Below are 16,462 nucleotides of genomic sequence, written 5' to 3'. Positions count from 1 at the left end.
TGCGGCGTGTCGGGGTGCCCCGCACGCGCGTCGGGACGGGGGCAGGCGCGAGGATGTGGGGGTGAACGGTGCGAAGGCGAGCCTGCGGCTCGGTGTGATCGACGGTGACGGAATCGGCCCCGAGGTGGTCGCCGCGACCCGCGCGGTCGTCGACGAGGCGGTCGGCGCGGCGGGCCTGGCGCCGGTGGACTGGGTGCCGCTGCTGATGGGCCACGACGCGATCGCCGCCCATGGCGATCCGCTGCCCGAACAGACCATGGTCGCGCTGGCGGACCTCGACGCCTGGATCCTCGGCCCGCACGACAACGCCTCCTATCCCACCGACCTGCGGGTGGCCCCCGGCGGCGCCATCCGCAAGCGGCTCGGGCTCTACGCCAACATCCGGCCCGCCGCCGCGTTCGCCGGTGTCCGCGCCGCCGCGCCCGACATCGACCTGGTGATCGTGCGCGAGAACAGCGAGGGCTTCTACGCCGATCGCAACATGTTCGCCGGGTCGGGGGAGTTCCGGCCGACCGCGGACGTGGCGATGGCGGTCGCGGTGATCACCCGCCAGGCGTGTGAGCGGATCGCCCATCAGGCGCTGCGGCTGGCGCGTGGCCGTCGCAAGCGGGTCACCGTGGTGCACAAGGCGAACGTCCTGCCGATGACGACCGGACTGTTCCGTGACGTCTGCTACGAGGTGGCCACGCAGTACCCCGACGTGCGCGTCGACGACGAGCACGTCGACGCGATGGCCGCGCACCTGGTTCGCGAGCCCGGTGCCTATGACGTGATCGTCGCCGAGAACCTGTTCGGCGACATCCTCTCCGACCTCGCGGGCGAACTCAGCGGCTCGCTCGGGCTCGCCCCTTCGCTCAACTGCTCCGACACCAAGGCGATGGCCCAGGCCGTGCACGGTGCCGCGCCGGGTCTGGCCGGGCACAACAGGGCCAATCCGGCCGCCCTGCAACTCTCGGCGGCGATGTTGTTGCGCTGGTTGGCCGTTCGCGACGGCGACCATGCCGTGCACGATGCCGCCGAGCGGATCGAGCGGGCCGTCGCGGCGACTTTCGCGGCCGGAATCGCGACCGCGGATCTGGGCGGCCTGGCTTCCACCAGCGAATTCACCGAGCAGGTCAGAGCGCGCGTGCACCGGAGGTGAAGGGACCCCTTTCACATTCGCTGATTAATCTTCGGTTACTGTCTCTGCACGCTGTGTCCGGTTCGCATACATTGCCAAACAGGCGCTGACACGTGGCCGGCGTCGACGTGAAATGTGGAGGCTCCTTTGTCTGTTCGAACTGTGCTCGGCCGCGGTGCCGTGCGCGCGCTCTGTATCGTCGCCGGCGGCGCCCTGGTGCTGGCCGGCTGTGCCGAGAACACCGAGGGCGACGGCACCGAGGTGGCGAAGGTGTCGGTGGAGAAGGTCGACGAGCTCGCCGCGACCGTTCCCGACAAGGTGAAGCAGGCAGGCAAGATCGTGGTCGGCGTGAACGTGCCGTACCAGCCCAACGAGTACAAGGACGCCAGCGGCAAGATCGTCGGCTTCGACGTCGACCTGTTCGACGCGGTCGCCGCCACCCTCGGACTGACGGTCGACTACGTCGAATCCTCGTTCGAGAAGATCATTCCCTCGGTCCAGGCGGGCACCTACGACGTGGGTATGTCCTCGATCACCGATTCGCGCGAACGTGAACAGCAGGTCGATTTCACGACCTATTTCTCCGCCGGTATCCAGTGGGCCCAGCAAACCGGTAAAGCGATCGATCCCAACAATGCGTGTGGGAAGAAAGTCGCCGTACAGTCCACTACGGTCGAGCACACCGACGAGATTCCCGCCAAGAGCGCCAAGTGCGTCGCCGAGGGCAAGCCCGCCATCGATATGAAGGCCTTCGACGAGCAGAGCGCCGCGACCAACGCGCTGGTGCTCGGTCAGGTCGACGCGATGTCGGCCGACTCCCCGGTGACCGCGTACGCGATCAAGCAGAGCGACGGCAAGATCGAGGCCGCGGGCCCGCTGTTCGACTCCGCGCCCTACGGCTGGGCCGTGGCGAAGGGCTCGCCGCTGGCGGTGTCGCTGCAGAAGGCGGTGCAGCACCTGATCGACAACGGCCAGTACGGCGAGATCACCACGAACTGGGGTGTGCAGGAAGGTCAGATCGAGACCTCGGTGATCAACGGCGCAGTGAGCTGACGTGACCGAGAAGTTCACCAAGGCGGAGGTGCCCGGACCGGGCACCGAACCCGAACCGATCAAAGCGGTCCCGCTGCGCAGGCCGGGCCGCTGGATCGCGGCGGCAATCATCCTGATCCTGGTCGGATTGTTCGCCTACGGCGCGGCCACGAACCCCGCCTACCGGTGGGACACCTACGGCAAGTACCTGTTCGACAGCCGGATCACCGCGGGCGCGATCGTCACCCTGGAACTCACCGTGCTCGCGATGGCGATCGCGGTGAGCCTCGGCACGGTCCTCGCGGTGATGCGCCTGTCGCCGAATCCGGTGCTTCGCACCGCCGCGTGGGTCTACCTGTGGATCTTCCGCGGCACTCCGGTGTTCGTGCAGTTGGTCTTCTGGGGCCTGGTCCCCTCGATCTACAAGCAGATCGATCTCGGGGTGCCGTTCGGCCCGCAGTTCTTCCACCTGGACGTGCAGCAGTTGCAGGCGGCGTTCCTGTTCGCGGTGATCGGCCTGGGTCTCAACGAGGCCGCCTACATGGCCGAGATCGTGCGTGCCGGTATCAACTCCGTCGGCGAGGGGCAGCGCGAGGCCTCGGTGGCGCTGGGCATGTCGTGGACGCAGACCATGCGCCGCACGGTATTGCCCCAGGCCATGCGGGTGATCATCCCGCCGACCGGCAACGAGCTGATCGGCATGCTCAAGACCACCTCACTGGTCACGGCCATTCCCCTCAGTACCGACCTGTTCGGACGCGCGCGTGACATCTACGGCGTGAACTTCCAGCCGATCCCGCTGCTGCTGGTCTGTGCCACCTGGTACCTGGCGATCACCAGTGTGCTCATGGTCGGGCAGTACTACTTGGAGCGCTACTACTCGCGCGGTGCCACCCGGCAGCTGACGGCCAAGCAGCTGCAGGAACTGGCGACGGCGCAGGCGGCGGTGAAGGCGAAATGACCGAAGCAGTGACCACACCGCCGATGGTGCTGGCCGACCGGGTGTGCAAGAACTTCGGTGCGCTGAAGGTGCTCAAGGGCGTCTCGCTCGAGGTGCAGCGCGGCAAGGTGCTGTGCCTGGTCGGGCCGTCGGGCTCGGGCAAGTCGACGTTCCTGCGCTGCATCAACCATTTGGAACAGGTGAACGCGGGCCGGCTCTACGTCGACGGCGAACTCGTCGGCTACCGGGAGAAGAACGGCAAGCTCTACGAGATGCATCCGCGCGATGCCGCGATCCAGCGTCGCGACATCGGCATGGTGTTCCAGCATTTCAACCTGTTCCCGCACCGCACGGCGCTGGAGAACGTGATCGAGGCGCCGACCCAGGTGCGCGGCATCCGCAAGGCGGAGGCGATCAAGCGGGCCGAGGAGTTGCTCGACCGGGTTGGCCTCGGGCCCAAACGCAATGCCTATCCGGCGCAGCTCTCCGGCGGTCAGCAGCAGCGCGTCGCGATCGCGCGGGCGCTGGCGATGGATCCCAAGCTGATGCTGTTCGACGAGCCGACCTCGGCACTGGATCCCGAGCTGGTCGGCGAGGTGCTCACCGTTATGCGTGAGCTCGCCGACTCGGGCATGACCATGCTCGTGGTGACCCACGAGATGGGCTTCGCCCGCGAGGTCGCCGACGAGCTGGTGTTCATGGACGGGGGTGTGGTCGTGGAATCGGGCCCGCCGCGCGAGCTGCTGGCCAACCCGCAGGAGGAACGCACGAAAGCATTCCTTTCCCGGCTGCTCTGAGCGCACACACGAAAACGGCCCCGCGGTGATCGCGGGGCCGTTTCTCGTTCACTCGGGCCGGTTCCCGGCCAGGAGTTCGAGGGAGACCTGGGCCTGGGCGATGCGGCGGATGGCGGCGACGGCGGTGTCGCCGAGCACTGTCAGCACCACGACCGCGTCGATGATGTCCTCGCGCCCGCCCGCGGCCAGCGCCGTCGCCACGTCGTTCTCGGCGATCGTGCGTGCGCCGTCGAAGAAGCTGGGTAGCGCGGTGGTGCCCCAGTCCGCGTAGCCGAGCTGAGCCAGGCGCACGAGCACCGAGGTGAGTGTCTCGATGGCGGGACGGCTCGGTTTCATGTCCCAGCCGCGCCGGTCCATCTCCGCGCGCACCGTCGCATACGCGCGGTCCCATTCGGTCTCCGGCGCCGCGGACGCGGGCGCGGACAGGCTGCCCTGCACCACCCCGAGGAGCTTGAACATCGACAGCTCCGGGGAGTCGACCGCGGCGAGCACCTCGCCGACCGTGGCCACCGGCAGCCCGCCCACCTCGATCATCGCGCGGATCAGGCGCAGCCTGCGCAGGTGGTCCTCGCCGTAGCTGGCCTGGTTGGGGCTGGTGCGTTCGCCCGCGGGCAGCAGTCCTTCGCGCAGGTAGTACTTGATCGTCGCCACCGCGATTCCACTGCGTTCGCTCAACTCCGAGATCCGCACGCCGCCTCCGTTGTCGTTTCCCCTCTTGCCCATCGAGTCTGTCGCAGATAGTCTAACTATCCATAACGGATAGTAGGACTATCTATCTAGGGGAGATTCATATGTCCGTCCTGACCGCTCTCGACGCGCTGCCCCGCAGGCGCGCTCCACTGCATCGCCCGCTGCTGTACTTCGCCGCCGCCAACGCCGTGCTCGCCGTCGTCGCGGTGGTCGGCATGCTGGTCGACGACCGCGTCATCGCCGGATCGGCCGCCTGGTTCAAGCCGCTGAAGTTCGCCGTCTCGTTCGTGCTCTACAGCCTGGCGCTGGCCTGGCTGATCGCCTTGCGGCCCAAGGCTTCCCGGCTCGTCGGGCGGATGGCCACGGTGATCGTGATCGCGGGCACGATCGAGCAGGTGATCATCGTCGGACAGGTGATGCGCGGCCTGCGCAGCCACTTCAACACCGCCACCTCGCTCGACACCACCCTCTGGATCACGATGGGGGTCACCATCATCGTGCTGTTCCTGGCGACCCTGGTGATCGGCATCCGGCTCGCGGTGACGCGCATCGGTGATCTCGCGATCAGCTGGTCGATCCGGCTCGGGCTCGCGATCACCCTGGCGGGCCTCGCCCTGGGGCAGCTGATGACGCGGCGGGATTCCGGGGTGGAGGGGATCATCGGCGCGCACACCGTCGGCGCGCCCGACGGCACGCCGGGCATGCCGTTGACCGGATGGAGCACCACCGACGGTGACCTGCGCATCCCGCACTTCTTCGGCATGCACGCCCTGCAGGTGCTGCCGCTGCTGGCCGCCCTGCTGGTGGTCCTCGCGCCGCGCGTCCCCCTGCTGCGGTCGCTGCGGGTGCGGCTCGGTCTGATCCTGACCGTGTCCGCCGGGTACGCCGCGACGCTGGCCCTGCTCACCTGGCAGGCGCTGCGTGGACAGCCGCTCATCCATCCCGACCGCGCCACCCTCACCGCCGCGGCGGCGATTCTCACCGGAGTCGTTGTCGGAGTACTGATCTCGGTCGCGAGCGCGACCACCGTCCGAAAGGCAGTCACCGCATGAGCACCCTGTTCGACCTGGTCTTCTACGCCGTCGTCCCGTTCTGGGCACTGATGATCTTCGCCCCCACCTGGCGCCACACCCGCACCATCATCTCCTCGCCGTGGATCGTCGCACCGGCGCTGGTGATCTGGGCCGTCGTCACCATCCCGGTACTCGACACGTTCTGGTCGATGGTGAGTTCCCCGTCGCTGGCCGGGATCACCGAGGCCGCGGCCGACCCGGCCATCCTGACCGCGCTGTGGGCACAGATCATCGCCTGGGACCTGTTCCTCGGGCGCTGGGTCTACCTCGACAGTCGCGCCCGCGACATCCACCCGCTGCTGATGGGACCGATCCTGCTCGGCACGATCATGTTGTCGCCCATCGTGTTCCCGGTGTACCTGCTGGTGCGCGAGGTGGCAGGGCGCGCCCCCGCCGGGAATTCGCGGGTGGCACAGGCGGATCCGGTGACTGCCTAGCCCCTCCCTCGCGGAGCCGTCCCCGGCCTCCGCGCACCGGGGAGCACGGCGCCTGGGCTCCCTCGATCCGATCGGTATTCACTGTTGGCCGGGGCCGAGCGCGATGCGTAGTTGGCCGAGAAGCACTTTCGCGGCTGGGCTGCCCGGTCGATCCGCGCGCCAGACCAGGGCGAGACGGCCGCGGACGACCGGGTCGACGACGCCGAGCACGCGGACGCCGAACGCGGCGGCTTCCGCGTCGGTGAGCGCGGGCACGAGTGCGGTGCCGAGGCCGCGGGCGGCCAGGCGGAGCAGCAGCGGGGGAGCGGCGGCCTCGAAGGCCACCTGCGGGGTGAAACCGGCGGCGGCGCAGGATCGTTCGAACACCCCGCGCAGGCCGGTTCCGCGCGGCAGGCAGATGAGACGGCGGTCGGCGAGCGCGGACAAGGGGATCGTGCCCGCCGATTCGGCCGGATCGACCGGTGTGTCGAGGGCGACCGCGGCCACGACCGGAGTTTCCAGCACGACCTGGACCCCGAGGCCGGGACCGGTCGGCGCGCCGGACAGTCCGATCAGCGCGATGTCGAGTTCATCGCGTTCGACGGCGGCCAGCATGTTCTCGGCGGTGTCCTCGGTGAGGCTGATCCCGACCCCGGGGTGATCGTCGTGAAAATCGGCCAGGATGCCCGCCACGTCGAACTCCTCGGTGGCGGCGCCGGAGATCACGCCGAGCCGGACGTGTCCGCGCAGGAGGCCGGTGAACTCCTGCACCGTCTCGGCGATCCGGTCGGCGGCGGCCAGTGCCGCGCGGGCATGGGCGAGCACCGCGGTGCCGACCTCGGTGGGCGTCACCGCGCGGGCGCCACGGTCGAGCAGGCGCTGGCCGAGTTCGCGTTCGAGCTGACGGATCTGGGCGCTCAGGCCCGGCTGGGTCAGGTGCAGGCGCTCGGCGGCCCTGGTGAACCCGCCTTCGTCGACCACCGTCACGAAGTACCGCAGCTGCCGCAATTCCATAACTGGTGATTATAGGTTTCAGAAGAACTATCTGTTGTACTTCTTCCTCTACGGCGGGCACCGTCGAAGACATGACAGACAACGCGACCGACACCCTCGATTCCGCCCGCTTCACCGGCCCGGTGTTCAACCCCGGCGATCCCGGCTACGCCGAGGAGATCGCCGGATTCCAGACCGCCTACACCCACCGCCCCGCCCTGGTCGTCGGTGCCGTGCACGCCGAAGACGTGCGTGCCGCCGTGGAATACGCGGCCCGGCACGGACTTCCGGTGGCCGTGCAGGCCACCGGCCACGGCCTCTCGGTGGCCGCCGACGGTGGGGTACTCGTCACCACCGGCCGCATGGACACGATCACCATCGACCCGCAGGCCCGCACCGCGCGCATCGGCGCCGGGGTCAGGGCCGGTGCGCTGATCGAGGCGGCGGCGCGGCACGGGCTGGCGCCGCTCAACGGCTCCTCGCTCTCGGTGGGCGTCACCGGATATGTACTCGGCGGCGGACTCGGCCTGCTGGCCCGCGAATTCGGCTACGCCGCCGACCATGTGCGCTCGATCGACCTGGTGACCGCCGACGGCCGGATGCGCACGCTCGTCCCCGGCGACGAGTTGTTCGGCGCGGTCCTCGGTACCGGCGGCAATTTCGGTGTCGTGACCGGCCTGGAGCTCGGGCTCGTCGCCGTCACCGAGCTCTACGGCGGTCAACTGATGTTCGACACCGACCTGGTCGACGAGGCGCTCGACGCGTGGCGCCAGTGGACCGCGACCGTGCCCGAGACCCTCACCTCCAGCATCGCCGTGCTGACCTTCCCCGACATCCCGCCGGTCCCGCAGCCGCTGCGCGGCAGGCACGTCGCCTCGATCCGCATCGCCTTCGACGGACCGGCCGAGGATGGCGAGCGACTGGTGGCACCGCTGCGCGCCCTCGGCGACCGGCTGCGCGACGACCTGCGCACCATGCCCTACACCGAATCGCACGCCATCCACAGCGATCCGGACTTTCCGCATGCCTACGCCGCGACCAACGCGCTGCTCGACGATCTCACCCCGGCGGCGCTGTCGGCACTGCGCGCGCAGACCGCGCCCGGCGGGCCGGTGGACGCGGTGATCGACGTTCGTCACCTCGGCGGTGCCCTGCGGCGCGGCGACGGCATCGCGGTCGATCATCGCGACGCCGAGTACGTGGTGCGCGTGATCACCGGCGCGGGGGAGGGGGATCAGGCGCCCGCCGGGCTGGCTGCCGTCCGGGAAGCCTTGGTGCCGTGGACGATCGGGCACAGTCTGAACTTTCTCTACGGTGCTGGCGCCGCGGCAGACGCGGCGCAGACCGCGGCCGGATACGCGCCCGAGACCTACGCCCGGCTGCGCGCGCTGAAGTCGAAGTACGACCCGCACACCATGTTCCGGCTCAACCGCACCATCGCCTAGAACGGGCAGTGTCGTTGTCCGGATTGTCCGAGCTTGTGTCGCCTGTCGGCCTCCGCTATCGTAGTGATATCACTCAGATATCGGGAGGATGTCATGGAGCTGCGGTCCGCATTCCGCGTCAACGGATTCTTCGTCTTGCTGGGGTGGCTGGCGCTCACCCTGTTGTTCGGTGCCGCCGCCACGCTGGCATTCATCTCGTTCTCGCAGCACAACGGTGGTCCGGCGACCCTGGTCGGGGCCATCGCCGCCACCGTCGTCGTGGTGGCGCTGGCGCTGGCCGCCACCGGGCTGATCATCGTCAACCCCAACGAGGCCAAGGTCGTCACCTTCTTCGGCCGCTACATCGGCTCGGTCAGTGAGCCCGGGTTCTTCTCGGTGGTGCCGCTGTCGGACCGCAAGTCGATCTCGTTGCGGGTGCGCAACTTCGAGACCCAGAAGCTCAAGGTCAACGACGCCGACGGCAATCCGGTCGAGATCGCGGCCGTCGTGGTCTACAAGGTGGTCGACAGCTTCAAGGCGGCCTTCGCCGTCGACGACTACGAGGAGTACGTCGAGACCCAGTCCGAGGCCGCGGTGCGCCACCTCGCCACGACCCACCCCTACGACGCCCACGACGACGAGCGCACCAGCCTGCGCGACGGCGCCGAGGTGGCCGAGGAACTCACCGTCGAACTGCGCGAACGCACCCTCACCGCGGGCATCGAGGTGATCGAGGCCCGGATCACCCACCTGGCCTACGCCCCCGAGATCGCCCAGGCGATGCTGGTCCGCCAGCAGGCGGCCCAGGTCGTCGCCGCCCGCACCCACATCGTGGAAGGCGCGGTCAGCATGGTCGGCCTCGCCCTGGACCAGCTCACCGCGGCCGGCACCGTGGAACTCGACGAGGAACGCAAGGCCACCATGGTCTCGAACCTGCTCGTGGTCCTGTGCAGCGACCGCGCGGTCCAGCCGGTCGTCAACACCGGATCCCTCTACTCCTGAGGGTCCTTCGATGACCGCGCCGAAGAAGGAACCCAAAAAGGTCCTGGTCCGGCTCGACCCGGCCGTCCACGAGGCCATCGCCAAGTGGGCGGCCGACGACCTGCGCAGCGTGAACTCCCAAATCGAGTACGCGCTGCGCCTGGCGTTGGAGCAGGCGGGACGAAAGCCCAAGCGGGACTGAGCTACGTCGGGTCGGCCCGATCGCGTTGACTCGGCTCAGCCGGACGCGGTCGCCGTGGGGGAGCCGAACAGCCGGGTCAGATCAGCGAGCAGGAGTCGGCCACGCTCTCCGCCGCCCTTGACGCGGCCGTCGAGTACCAGACCGACCAGCCCGTGCAGCTGGGCCCACAGCAGATCGGCCGCGGCGTCCTCGTCGTGGGCCCACTCGTGCACCTGCCGGCCGGGCTCCGGGGCGACCGCCCGACGTAACGCCTCGAAACACGCGCGCGCGGGCGCGGACGTGTCGGCGGTGCCGAACGGAACCTCCGGCAGGGTGTGCATGAGGCGGTAGAGGTGCGGGTCGGCCATGGCGAACTGCCAATAGGCCATCGCGGTCGCCGGGAGCAGGCCGCCTTCGCGCTGCTGGATCGTCGGGCACCGGGCGCGATCGAGGTGCTCGGCGAGCTCGGTGAATCCGACATCCACCAGATCCAGCAGCAGCGCGCGTTTGCCGGCGAAGTACTGGTAGACGATCGGCACGGTATAGCCGACCCGGTCCGCGACGGAGCGCATGGTGATGCCGTCGAAACCGTCGGACTCGGTCGCGATCGCGCGCGCCGCGGTCAGCAGCTCGGCCCTGAGCTGCTCGCGAGCCTCGGCTCGCGCACAGGCGGACCCTTTGATCCGCTTTCCTTCTGGGGGCACGGCGCTACTCCTCGGTCATTTTCTAACAAGGGTAGACAATGCCGCGGATCGGCTCTACCGTCAATTTCTAACGTTGATAGAAATTGACGTGTACCGAGTTGAGGAGCACTCCATGCGAGTTCTTGTTACCGGCGTTTCGGGCACCATCGGGAGTGCGGTGGCGCGGGCGCTGCGCGGGCGCGGGCACACCGTCGTCGGCACCGTGACCGCGCCCGGCCGTCCGGTGCCCGAGGGTGTCGAGCCGCTGGTCGCCGACCTGTTCGACCCGAGCGCGTTGTCTGCCACCGCCGCGCGGGTCGATGCCGCCGTTCATGCCGCGTCGAGCAATGACGAACGCGCCGGTGAGCTGGACGGAATCGTCGTCGAGTCGCTGCTGTCGGCCTTCCAGGGCACCGGCAAGGCGCTGGTCTACACCAGCGGCCTGTGGCTGCACGGCGATACCGGTGACGAGCCGGCCACCGAGGTCTCGCCGTTCGCGCCGCCGATGGTGGTCGCCTGGCGGCCCGCGCTGGAGCAGGTCCTCGTCGACGCCGCCGCCGAGCGGGGTGTGCGTACCGTGCGAATCCGGCCCGGCCTGGTCTACGGAGATGGCCGCGGCTACGTGCCGATGCTGCTGAGTCCGCAGGAGGATGCGGACGGCACCGTGATCCGCCACCTCGGCGACGGCTCCAACCGCTGGTCGGTGGTGCACGCCGACGACCTCGGCGAGCTCTACGCCTCGGCGGTGGAGTCCGCGCCCGGCGGTTCGGTCTACCTGGGCACGAACGAGGACTCGGTGTTGGTCCGTGACGCGGCGAAGGTCGTCGCCGCCCGGGTGGGCGCCCGGATCGAGCGCTGGGATCCCACTGCGGCTCAGCAGTACTGGAGTGTCCTGGTCGAAGCGTTCATGCTCGACCAGGTCGCCGGCTCGGCCAAGGCTCGGGCGGATCTCGGCTGGGTGCCGTCGCGGCCGGGCTTGCTCGAGGACCTCGCCGCGAACTGATCCGGGATGCGCGGCGCCGGCCACCGTGGTGGCGACGGCGCATGGGCGGGCCATGGTGACCGGTCACCAATCCTGGCTGGTCGACTTGGTCGAGGAGCGCATTTCTGCCTGGGTGACGCGCCCCAGGCGCGCTCTGGGGCAACCGAACTCGACGACGCCGGTAAGTTGGATCGGTGCCCATCTCGTTCGACATTCCTGGAATGCAGCAGTTGGACAACACGACCTGGGGGAATCCGGCCACTCGTGATGTCGTCGCGTTGACCTATGTCAACGGCGCGCCCGATCTGCCCGCGCGGCTGCACGATCTGAAACGGCTGCGCAAGCGGTTGGCCGAGCACCATGCGAGGACCGGCTGTCTGATCGAGGCCTTCGTGGTCTGGGTCGACCAGCTGCCCGCGCTGCTGCGGGTGGAGAAGACACTGCTGCCGGGGCAGCGCGGGGAACTGGTCTTCGCGGCCTCGATCGTGGTTCCCAAGGATCGGTGCTCGGCGGTGTTCCAGATCATCTGCCCCGAGACCGGGATACCCGGCGAGCGGGAGGCCACGGTCGGCCGCCGGTTCCGGCGCGAGCAGATGTGCCCGCCGCACCCGTACGCGCCCGGCCTGCGCGGGCGCCTGCCCTATCTGCGCTCCGACGACGTCGAGTTCGACCTCGAGTTCCCCGACCACGCCCTGACCAGAACGCGACGGTGGATCGCCGACACGGTGCCGAACGTGCGCGTCGACCCGTCCTTCGCGGCCCTGCCGGAGTTCTAGGCGCTGGCCTTCTCGCTGATGAAGATGGCGGTGCCGGGGAAGATCTGCCCGCGCAGCGGCGACCACTGACCCCACTCGCGGTCCAGCCACTCCGGCCAGTCGGGTTCGACGATGTCGACCAGGGTCAGCCCGGCGCCGACGATCTCGCGGACCCGGTCACCGATCGTGCGATGGTGCTCGACATAGGTCGGCACGCCGTCGCCGTCGACCTCTACATAAGGAGTGCGATCGAAATAGGGGATCTGCGCGACGAGGCCCTTCTCGCCGGGATCGTCGGGGAAGATCCAGCGCATCGGGTGGTTGACCGAGAACACCCAGCGCCCGCCCGGCCGCAGCACCCGCGCCACCTCGCGCATCACCAGCGCCGAATCGGCCACGAACGGGACGCCGCCGAAGGCCGAGCACGCCAGATCGAACGAGGCGTCGGCGAACGGCAGGGCCTCGGCGCCCGCCTGCACCAGCGGCACCCGCGGTCCGCCCTGATCCATCGCGGCGACACCACGCTCGAGCATGCCCATCGAGACGTCGAGGCCCACCGGACGCGCGCCCTGCCCGGCCAGCCAGCGCGAGCACGGCGCCGAACCACAGCCGATCTCGAGCACCGACTTGCCGGCCAGATCACCGAGAAAGCCCATGTCACCCTCGTGCAGGCCCTCCGGGCACCACACGAACTCGCCGCCGGGGGAGTCCACACCGAGGAAATCGGCGTGGGTCTGGTGGTACTGATCGGCGTCGGCGTCCCACCAGCGCCGGTTCGCGCGCTCGCTGTCGCGCGAACCGATCTTGGTTCGGGTGGTGGCTGAGGTCCCCAGCAGCGCGTTGGCCTGCGCGTGGCGTTCGTCGTCGGACACGCCGAACAGGGTATCGGCGTGGCGCGGGGGGTGGTTTGCCCGGCTCGGCGGGGTTCGCGTACGCTGAGGCACGCGAGTGTCTTTCGAGGAACACTGTGCGCCGGGGTTGAATGCGTACGGTATCCGATGACGGAGTCGCCCGTGCTGAGTTCCATCACCAGCAAGTGTGGCGGTCCGTGCGATACTTTCCCAGTATCCTTCGTCGCCTCGTCGCGGTGATCTCGCAGCGTACCGAAAGTTCCAATGTCCGCAACCGACCACAATCCGTCCGGAGCAAACCCACATATGCCCACCACCGTCACCTCGCCGCAGGTAGCCGTCAACGACATCGGCTCCGCCGAGGACTTCCTCGCCGCCATCGACGCCACGATCAAGTACTTCAACGATGGAGACATCGTCGAGGGCACCATCGTCAAGGTCGATCGTGACGAGGTTCTGCTCGACATCGGTTACAAGACCGAAGGCGTCATCCCCTCCCGTGAACTCTCCATCAAGCACGATGTCGACCCCAACGAGGTCGTTTCCGTGGGCGATGAGGTCGAGGCCCTGGTTCTCACCAAGGAGGACAAGGAAGGCCGCCTGATCCTGTCGAAGAAGCGGGCGCAGTACGAGCGCGCGTGGGGCACGATCGAGGAGCTCAAGGAGAAGGACGAGGCCGTCAAGGGCACCGTCATCGAGGTCGTCAAGGGCGGCCTGATCCTCGACATCGGCCTCCGTGGCTTCCTGCCCGCCTCGCTCGTCGAGATGCGTCGTGTCCGCGACCTCCAGCCGTACGTCGGCAAGGAGATCGAGGCCAAGATCATCGAGCTCGACAAGAACCGCAACAACGTGGTTCTGTCGCGTCGCGCCTGGCTCGAGCAGACCCAGTCCGAGGTTCGTTCCGAATTCCTGCACCAGCTGCAGAAGGGCCAGGTCCGCAAGGGTGTGGTCTCCTCGATCGTCAACTTCGGTGCCTTCGTGGACCTGGGTGGCGTCGACGGCCTGGTGCACGTCTCCGAGCTGTCCTGGAAGCACATCGACCACCCGTCCGAGGTCGTCGAGGTCGGCAACGAGGTCACCGTCGAGGTCCTCGACGTCGATCTGGACCGCGAGCGCGTCTCCCTCTCGCTCAAGGCGACCCAGGAAGACCCGTGGCGTCAGTTCGCCCGGACCCACGCCATCGGCCAGATCGTGCCCGGCAAGGTCACCAAGCTGGTTCCCTTCGGTGCCTTCGTGCGCGTCGAAGAGGGCATCGAGGGCCTGGTGCACATCTCGGAGCTGGCCGAGCGCCACGTCGAGGTCCCGGACCAGGTCGTTGCCGTCGGCGACGACGCGATGGTCAAGGTCATCGACATCGACCTCGAGCGTCGCCGGATCTCGCTGTCGCTGAAGCAGGCGAACGAGGACTACCACGCCGAGTTCGACCCGTCGAAGTACGGCATGGCCGACAGCTACGACGATGCGGGCAACTACATCTTCCCCGAGGGCTTCGATCCCGAGACCAACGAATGGCTCGAGGGTTCGGACAAGGTCCGCGAGGAGTGGGAAGGCCGCTACGCCGAGGCCGAGCGTCGCCACAAGATGCACACGGCTCAGATGGAGAAGATGGCAGCCGACGCTGCCGCCGAGGCCGCCAACGGCGGACCCGCCTCGGGCAACTACTCCTCCGAGAGTGGCGCTCCGCAGGCCTCCTCCGGCCCGGCCGAGTCCACCGGTGGCTCGCTCGCCAGCGACGCCCAGCTCGCGGCTCTGCGGGAGAAGCTCTCCGGCAACGCCTGATTCGGGTAGAGCAGTACCGAAGGCCCTGGTCCACACGGACCAGGGCCTTCGGCCATTTCCGGGGTGTCGCCGCCACGCACACACAGACGCACCGGGCCGTGGATACGGCCCGGTGCGTTCGGTCTTGGTGGGGGAGCAGGGCTTTCGCCCGCCGATCAGTTCGCGGCGGCGGGGACCCAGTAGGTCGAGGCCATGCCGGTGCGCTTGCGCATCGCGGCGAAGCTGTGCCGGGCGGGGGAGAGCAGGGCCGTGAACCAGGATCGGCGGTATTCGGCGAGGGTCGCGGCGACGGCGGGGAATTCGGTGCAGTGCACACCACCGGGCATCCCGAGGCGGTGGCGAGCCGTCCGGTGATCTCTGGTACCCATGCTCATCCTTCGGTAGTCGTGCTGGCCTTCTCGCCGTGGGGGAACATTAATCGACGCGACGCGCCCGACGCCGCATTGTGCGGTGGTCGACCCTTGGGCGTGTCGGAAATATGTCGCCGCGGCGCCGGGCGGGATGCGAGACTGGGCCCATGTTGCGGATCGGCCTCACCGGAGGCATGGGAGCGGGAAAATCCACAGTGGCGCGCAGCCTCGTCGAGCTCGGGGCGGTGCTGATCGACTCCGATGCGATCGCCCGTGAGGTCGTCGCCCCCGGCACGCCGGGCCTGACCGCGCTGGTCGAGACCTTCGGCGACGGGATCCTGGCCGCGGACGGCAGCCTGGATCGGCCCGCGCTGGCCGCGGTGGCCTTCGCCGACGACGAGGCGCGCGGCAAGCTCAACGCCATCGTCCATCCGCTGGTCGGCGCCCGCACCGCCGAGCTGATCGGCGCGGCCCCCGCCGACGCCGTCGTGGTGCAGGACATTCCGCTGCTGGTCGAGAACGGGCTCGCCCCGCTGATGCAGCTCGTCGTCGTGGTCGGCGCCGACGTCGAGACCCGGCTGCACCGGCTGGTGGAGCTGCGCGGGGTCGACGAGGCCGACGCCAAGGCCAGGATCGCCGCGCAGGCCACCGACGAGCAGCGCTGCGCGGTCGCCGATGTCTGGCTGGACAACAACGGGGCACCCGGCGAGGTCGAGGCCCAGGTGCGCACGCTGTGGGAGCAGCGGCTCGTCCCGTTCGAGCGCAACGCGCGCGAGGGTGTCCGCGCGCGGGCCGGCTACCGGCTGGTGCCGCACGAGCACGAGTGGGCGGTGCAGGCGCGCCGGATCATCGCCCGCCTGCACCTGGCCTGCGGTGCCTCGGCGGTGCGCATCGACCATGTCGGGTCGACCGCGGTGAACGGGCTGCCCGCCAAGGACATCATCGACATCCAGGTGACGGTGGCCGACCTGGCGACCGCCGAATCGCTCGCGGATCCGTTGGCCGCGGCCGGATTTCCGGTGGCGACCGGGATCACCCACGACAATCCGAAGCCGACCGCGACCGATCCGGCGGGCACCGACCTCGCCCTGTGGGGAAAACGCCTGCACGGCAACGCCGATCCGGCACGCCCGGCGAACATCCATCTGCGCGTGCAGGATTCGCCCGGCCAGCGCTTCGCCCTCGACCTGCGGGACTGGTTGCGGGCCGAGGAGGGTGCCCGCGCGGAGTACCTGGCGATCAAGCGCGAGGCCGAGCGGGCCGCGGCGGACAAGGCCGGCGAGGCCGCGGGTGAGGCGTATTACGCGGTGAAGGAACCCTGGTTCGACGCGGTGTACCCCAAGGTCACCGAGTGGGCTCGCGCCCGCGCGTGACCCCGATGCCGATCTGTTAAACATCAATGTTTCGGAAATTGG

Annotated in this window: 18 protein-coding genes; 13 read left to right on the top strand and 5 right to left on the bottom strand. The window is 68.9% G+C overall.

The features are described 5' to 3' along the window. The first annotated feature begins 61 nt into the window (after positions 1-61). The 4 genes from ACFVVM_RS30260 (at position 62) to ACFVVM_RS30245 (ending at position 3,889) form a co-directional block, all read left to right on the top strand. Positions 62-1,141: an isocitrate/isopropylmalate dehydrogenase family protein gene (locus tag ACFVVM_RS30260; protein ID WP_387625264.1), complete on the top strand. Its 1,080-nt coding sequence runs from the start codon at positions 62-64 to the stop codon at positions 1,139-1,141. A gap of 126 nt (positions 1,142-1,267) precedes the next feature. Then, positions 1,268-2,173 (top strand): ABC transporter substrate-binding protein, encoded by a 906-nt coding sequence (locus tag ACFVVM_RS30255; RefSeq protein WP_387625262.1) that lies wholly within the window; start codon positions 1,268-1,270, stop codon positions 2,171-2,173. Between the two features lies 1 nt (position 2,174). Further along, positions 2,175-3,113: an ABC transporter permease subunit gene (locus ACFVVM_RS30250; RefSeq protein WP_387625260.1), complete on the top strand. Its 939-nt coding sequence runs from the start codon at positions 2,175-2,177 to the stop codon at positions 3,111-3,113. A 23-nt stretch (positions 3,114-3,136) separates the two neighbouring features. Beyond that, the gene (locus tag ACFVVM_RS30245; protein ID WP_387625460.1) at positions 3,137-3,889 is read left to right on the top strand and encodes an amino acid ABC transporter ATP-binding protein; all 753 of its coding nucleotides are present in this window, start codon (positions 3,137-3,139) and stop codon (positions 3,887-3,889) included. A gap of 48 nt (positions 3,890-3,937) precedes the next feature. Here the strand turns inward: ACFVVM_RS30245 and ACFVVM_RS30240 are convergent, their stop codons facing one another. Beyond that, positions 3,938-4,579: a MerR family transcriptional regulator gene (locus ACFVVM_RS30240; RefSeq protein WP_387625258.1), complete on the bottom strand. Its 642-nt coding sequence runs from the start codon at positions 4,577-4,579 to the stop codon at positions 3,938-3,940. A 101-nt stretch (positions 4,580-4,680) separates the two neighbouring features. Here ACFVVM_RS30240 and ACFVVM_RS30235 point away from each other — a divergent pair, with 101 nt between their 5' ends. Both ACFVVM_RS30235 and ACFVVM_RS30230 read left to right on the top strand, forming a co-directional pair. Next, positions 4,681-5,631 (top strand): hypothetical protein, encoded by a 951-nt coding sequence (locus ACFVVM_RS30235; RefSeq protein WP_387625256.1) that lies wholly within the window; start codon positions 4,681-4,683, stop codon positions 5,629-5,631. Then, the gene (locus tag ACFVVM_RS30230) at positions 5,628-6,089 is read left to right on the top strand and encodes an ABA4-like family protein (protein WP_387625254.1); all 462 of its coding nucleotides are present in this window, start codon (positions 5,628-5,630) and stop codon (positions 6,087-6,089) included. The genes ACFVVM_RS30235 and ACFVVM_RS30230 overlap by 4 nt, the downstream gene beginning before the upstream one ends. Positions 6,090-6,167: 78 nt before the next feature. Here the strand turns inward: ACFVVM_RS30230 and ACFVVM_RS30225 are convergent, their stop codons facing one another. Further along, positions 6,168-7,082: a LysR family transcriptional regulator gene (locus ACFVVM_RS30225; protein ID WP_387625252.1), complete on the bottom strand. Its 915-nt coding sequence runs from the start codon at positions 7,080-7,082 to the stop codon at positions 6,168-6,170. Between the two features lie 71 nt (positions 7,083-7,153). On the opposite strand from ACFVVM_RS30225, the gene ACFVVM_RS30220 reads away from it, so the two are divergent. The 3 genes from ACFVVM_RS30220 to ACFVVM_RS30210 all read left to right on the top strand — a co-directional run bounded on the left by ACFVVM_RS30220 (position 7,154) and on the right by ACFVVM_RS30210 (position 9,668). After that, positions 7,154-8,506, top strand: coding sequence for an FAD-binding oxidoreductase (locus tag ACFVVM_RS30220; RefSeq protein ID WP_387625250.1), 1,353 nt, complete (start codon positions 7,154-7,156; stop codon positions 8,504-8,506). A gap of 93 nt (positions 8,507-8,599) precedes the next feature. Continuing rightward, the gene (locus tag ACFVVM_RS30215; RefSeq protein ID WP_387625248.1) at positions 8,600-9,487 is read left to right on the top strand and encodes an SPFH domain-containing protein; all 888 of its coding nucleotides are present in this window, start codon (positions 8,600-8,602) and stop codon (positions 9,485-9,487) included. A 10-nt stretch (positions 9,488-9,497) separates the two neighbouring features. After that, positions 9,498-9,668, top strand: coding sequence for a hypothetical protein (locus tag ACFVVM_RS30210; RefSeq protein ID WP_387625246.1), 171 nt, complete (start codon positions 9,498-9,500; stop codon positions 9,666-9,668). A 35-nt stretch (positions 9,669-9,703) separates the two neighbouring features. On the opposite strand, the gene ACFVVM_RS30205 is transcribed toward ACFVVM_RS30210, so the two are convergent. Further along, the gene (locus tag ACFVVM_RS30205; RefSeq protein ID WP_387625244.1) at positions 9,704-10,351 is read right to left on the bottom strand and encodes a TetR/AcrR family transcriptional regulator; all 648 of its coding nucleotides are present in this window, start codon (positions 10,349-10,351) and stop codon (positions 9,704-9,706) included. Between the two features lie 112 nt (positions 10,352-10,463). Between ACFVVM_RS30205 and ACFVVM_RS30200 the strand changes: the two genes are divergently transcribed. After that, positions 10,464-11,333, top strand: coding sequence for an NAD-dependent epimerase/dehydratase family protein (locus ACFVVM_RS30200; RefSeq protein WP_387625242.1), 870 nt, complete (start codon positions 10,464-10,466; stop codon positions 11,331-11,333). A 200-nt stretch (positions 11,334-11,533) separates the two neighbouring features. Beyond that, entirely contained in the window at positions 11,534-12,088 is a 555-nt protein-coding gene (locus ACFVVM_RS30195) for a hypothetical protein (protein WP_387625240.1), read from the top strand. Here the strand turns inward: ACFVVM_RS30195 and ACFVVM_RS30190 are convergent. Further along, positions 12,085-12,939 carry a class I SAM-dependent methyltransferase gene (locus ACFVVM_RS30190; RefSeq protein WP_387625238.1) on the bottom strand — a complete coding sequence of 285 codons (855 nt, stop codon included), beginning with the start codon at positions 12,937-12,939 and terminating at the stop codon, positions 12,085-12,087. The two genes, ACFVVM_RS30195 and ACFVVM_RS30190, sit on opposite strands and share 4 nt — an antisense overlap. Positions 12,940-13,224: 285 nt before the next feature. Between ACFVVM_RS30190 and rpsA the strand changes: the two genes are divergently transcribed. After that, positions 13,225-14,697, top strand: coding sequence for a 30S ribosomal protein S1 (gene rpsA, locus ACFVVM_RS30185; RefSeq protein ID WP_387625236.1), 1,473 nt, complete (start codon positions 13,225-13,227; stop codon positions 14,695-14,697). A 155-nt stretch (positions 14,698-14,852) separates the two neighbouring features. On the opposite strand, the gene ACFVVM_RS30180 is transcribed toward rpsA, so the two are convergent. Further along, on the bottom strand, positions 14,853-15,065 hold the full coding sequence (locus tag ACFVVM_RS30180; RefSeq protein ID WP_387625234.1) for a hypothetical protein: 213 nt from the start codon (positions 15,063-15,065) through the stop codon (positions 14,853-14,855). Between the two features lie 149 nt (positions 15,066-15,214). On the opposite strand from ACFVVM_RS30180, the gene coaE reads away from it, so the two are divergent. Beyond that, positions 15,215-16,420 carry a dephospho-CoA kinase gene (gene coaE, locus ACFVVM_RS30175; RefSeq protein WP_387625232.1) on the top strand — a complete coding sequence of 402 codons (1,206 nt, stop codon included), beginning with the start codon at positions 15,215-15,217 and terminating at the stop codon, positions 16,418-16,420. The last annotated feature ends 42 nt before the right edge of the window (positions 16,421-16,462 follow it).

The sequence above is a fragment of the Nocardia sp. NPDC058176 genome, assembly GCF_042883805.1.
Lineage (GTDB): Bacteria > Actinomycetota > Actinomycetes > Mycobacteriales > Mycobacteriaceae > Nocardia.
This window is presented reverse-complemented; position numbering and strand designations above follow the sequence as displayed.

Excerpts from the sequence above, each read along its gene's own strand:
- ACFVVM_RS30245 (WP_387625460.1), top strand. The coding sequence starts at position 3,137 with ATGGTGCTGGCCGACCGGGTGTGCAAGAACTTCGGTGCGCTGAAGGTG.
- ACFVVM_RS30235 (WP_387625256.1), top strand. The coding sequence starts at position 4,681 with ATGTCCGTCCTGACCGCTCTCGACGCGCTGCCCCGCAGGCGCGCTCCA.
- ACFVVM_RS30230 (WP_387625254.1), top strand. The coding sequence starts at position 5,628 with ATGAGCACCCTGTTCGACCTGGTCTTCTACGCCGTCGTCCCGTTCTGG.
- ACFVVM_RS30225 (WP_387625252.1), bottom strand. The coding sequence starts at position 7,082 with ATGGAATTGCGGCAGCTGCGGTACTTCGTGACGGTGGTCGACGAAGGC.
- ACFVVM_RS30220 (WP_387625250.1), top strand. The coding sequence starts at position 7,154 with ATGACAGACAACGCGACCGACACCCTCGATTCCGCCCGCTTCACCGGC.
- ACFVVM_RS30215 (WP_387625248.1), top strand. The coding sequence starts at position 8,600 with ATGGAGCTGCGGTCCGCATTCCGCGTCAACGGATTCTTCGTCTTGCTG.
- ACFVVM_RS30210 (WP_387625246.1), top strand. The coding sequence starts at position 9,498 with ATGACCGCGCCGAAGAAGGAACCCAAAAAGGTCCTGGTCCGGCTCGAC.
- ACFVVM_RS30200 (WP_387625242.1), top strand. The coding sequence starts at position 10,464 with ATGCGAGTTCTTGTTACCGGCGTTTCGGGCACCATCGGGAGTGCGGTG.
- ACFVVM_RS30195 (WP_387625240.1), top strand. The coding sequence starts at position 11,534 with ATGCAGCAGTTGGACAACACGACCTGGGGGAATCCGGCCACTCGTGAT.
- rpsA (WP_387625236.1), top strand. The coding sequence starts at position 13,225 with ATGCCCACCACCGTCACCTCGCCGCAGGTAGCCGTCAACGACATCGGC.
- ACFVVM_RS30180 (WP_387625234.1), bottom strand. The coding sequence starts at position 15,065 with ATGGGTACCAGAGATCACCGGACGGCTCGCCACCGCCTCGGGATGCCC.
- coaE (WP_387625232.1), top strand. The coding sequence starts at position 15,215 with ATGTTGCGGATCGGCCTCACCGGAGGCATGGGAGCGGGAAAATCCACA.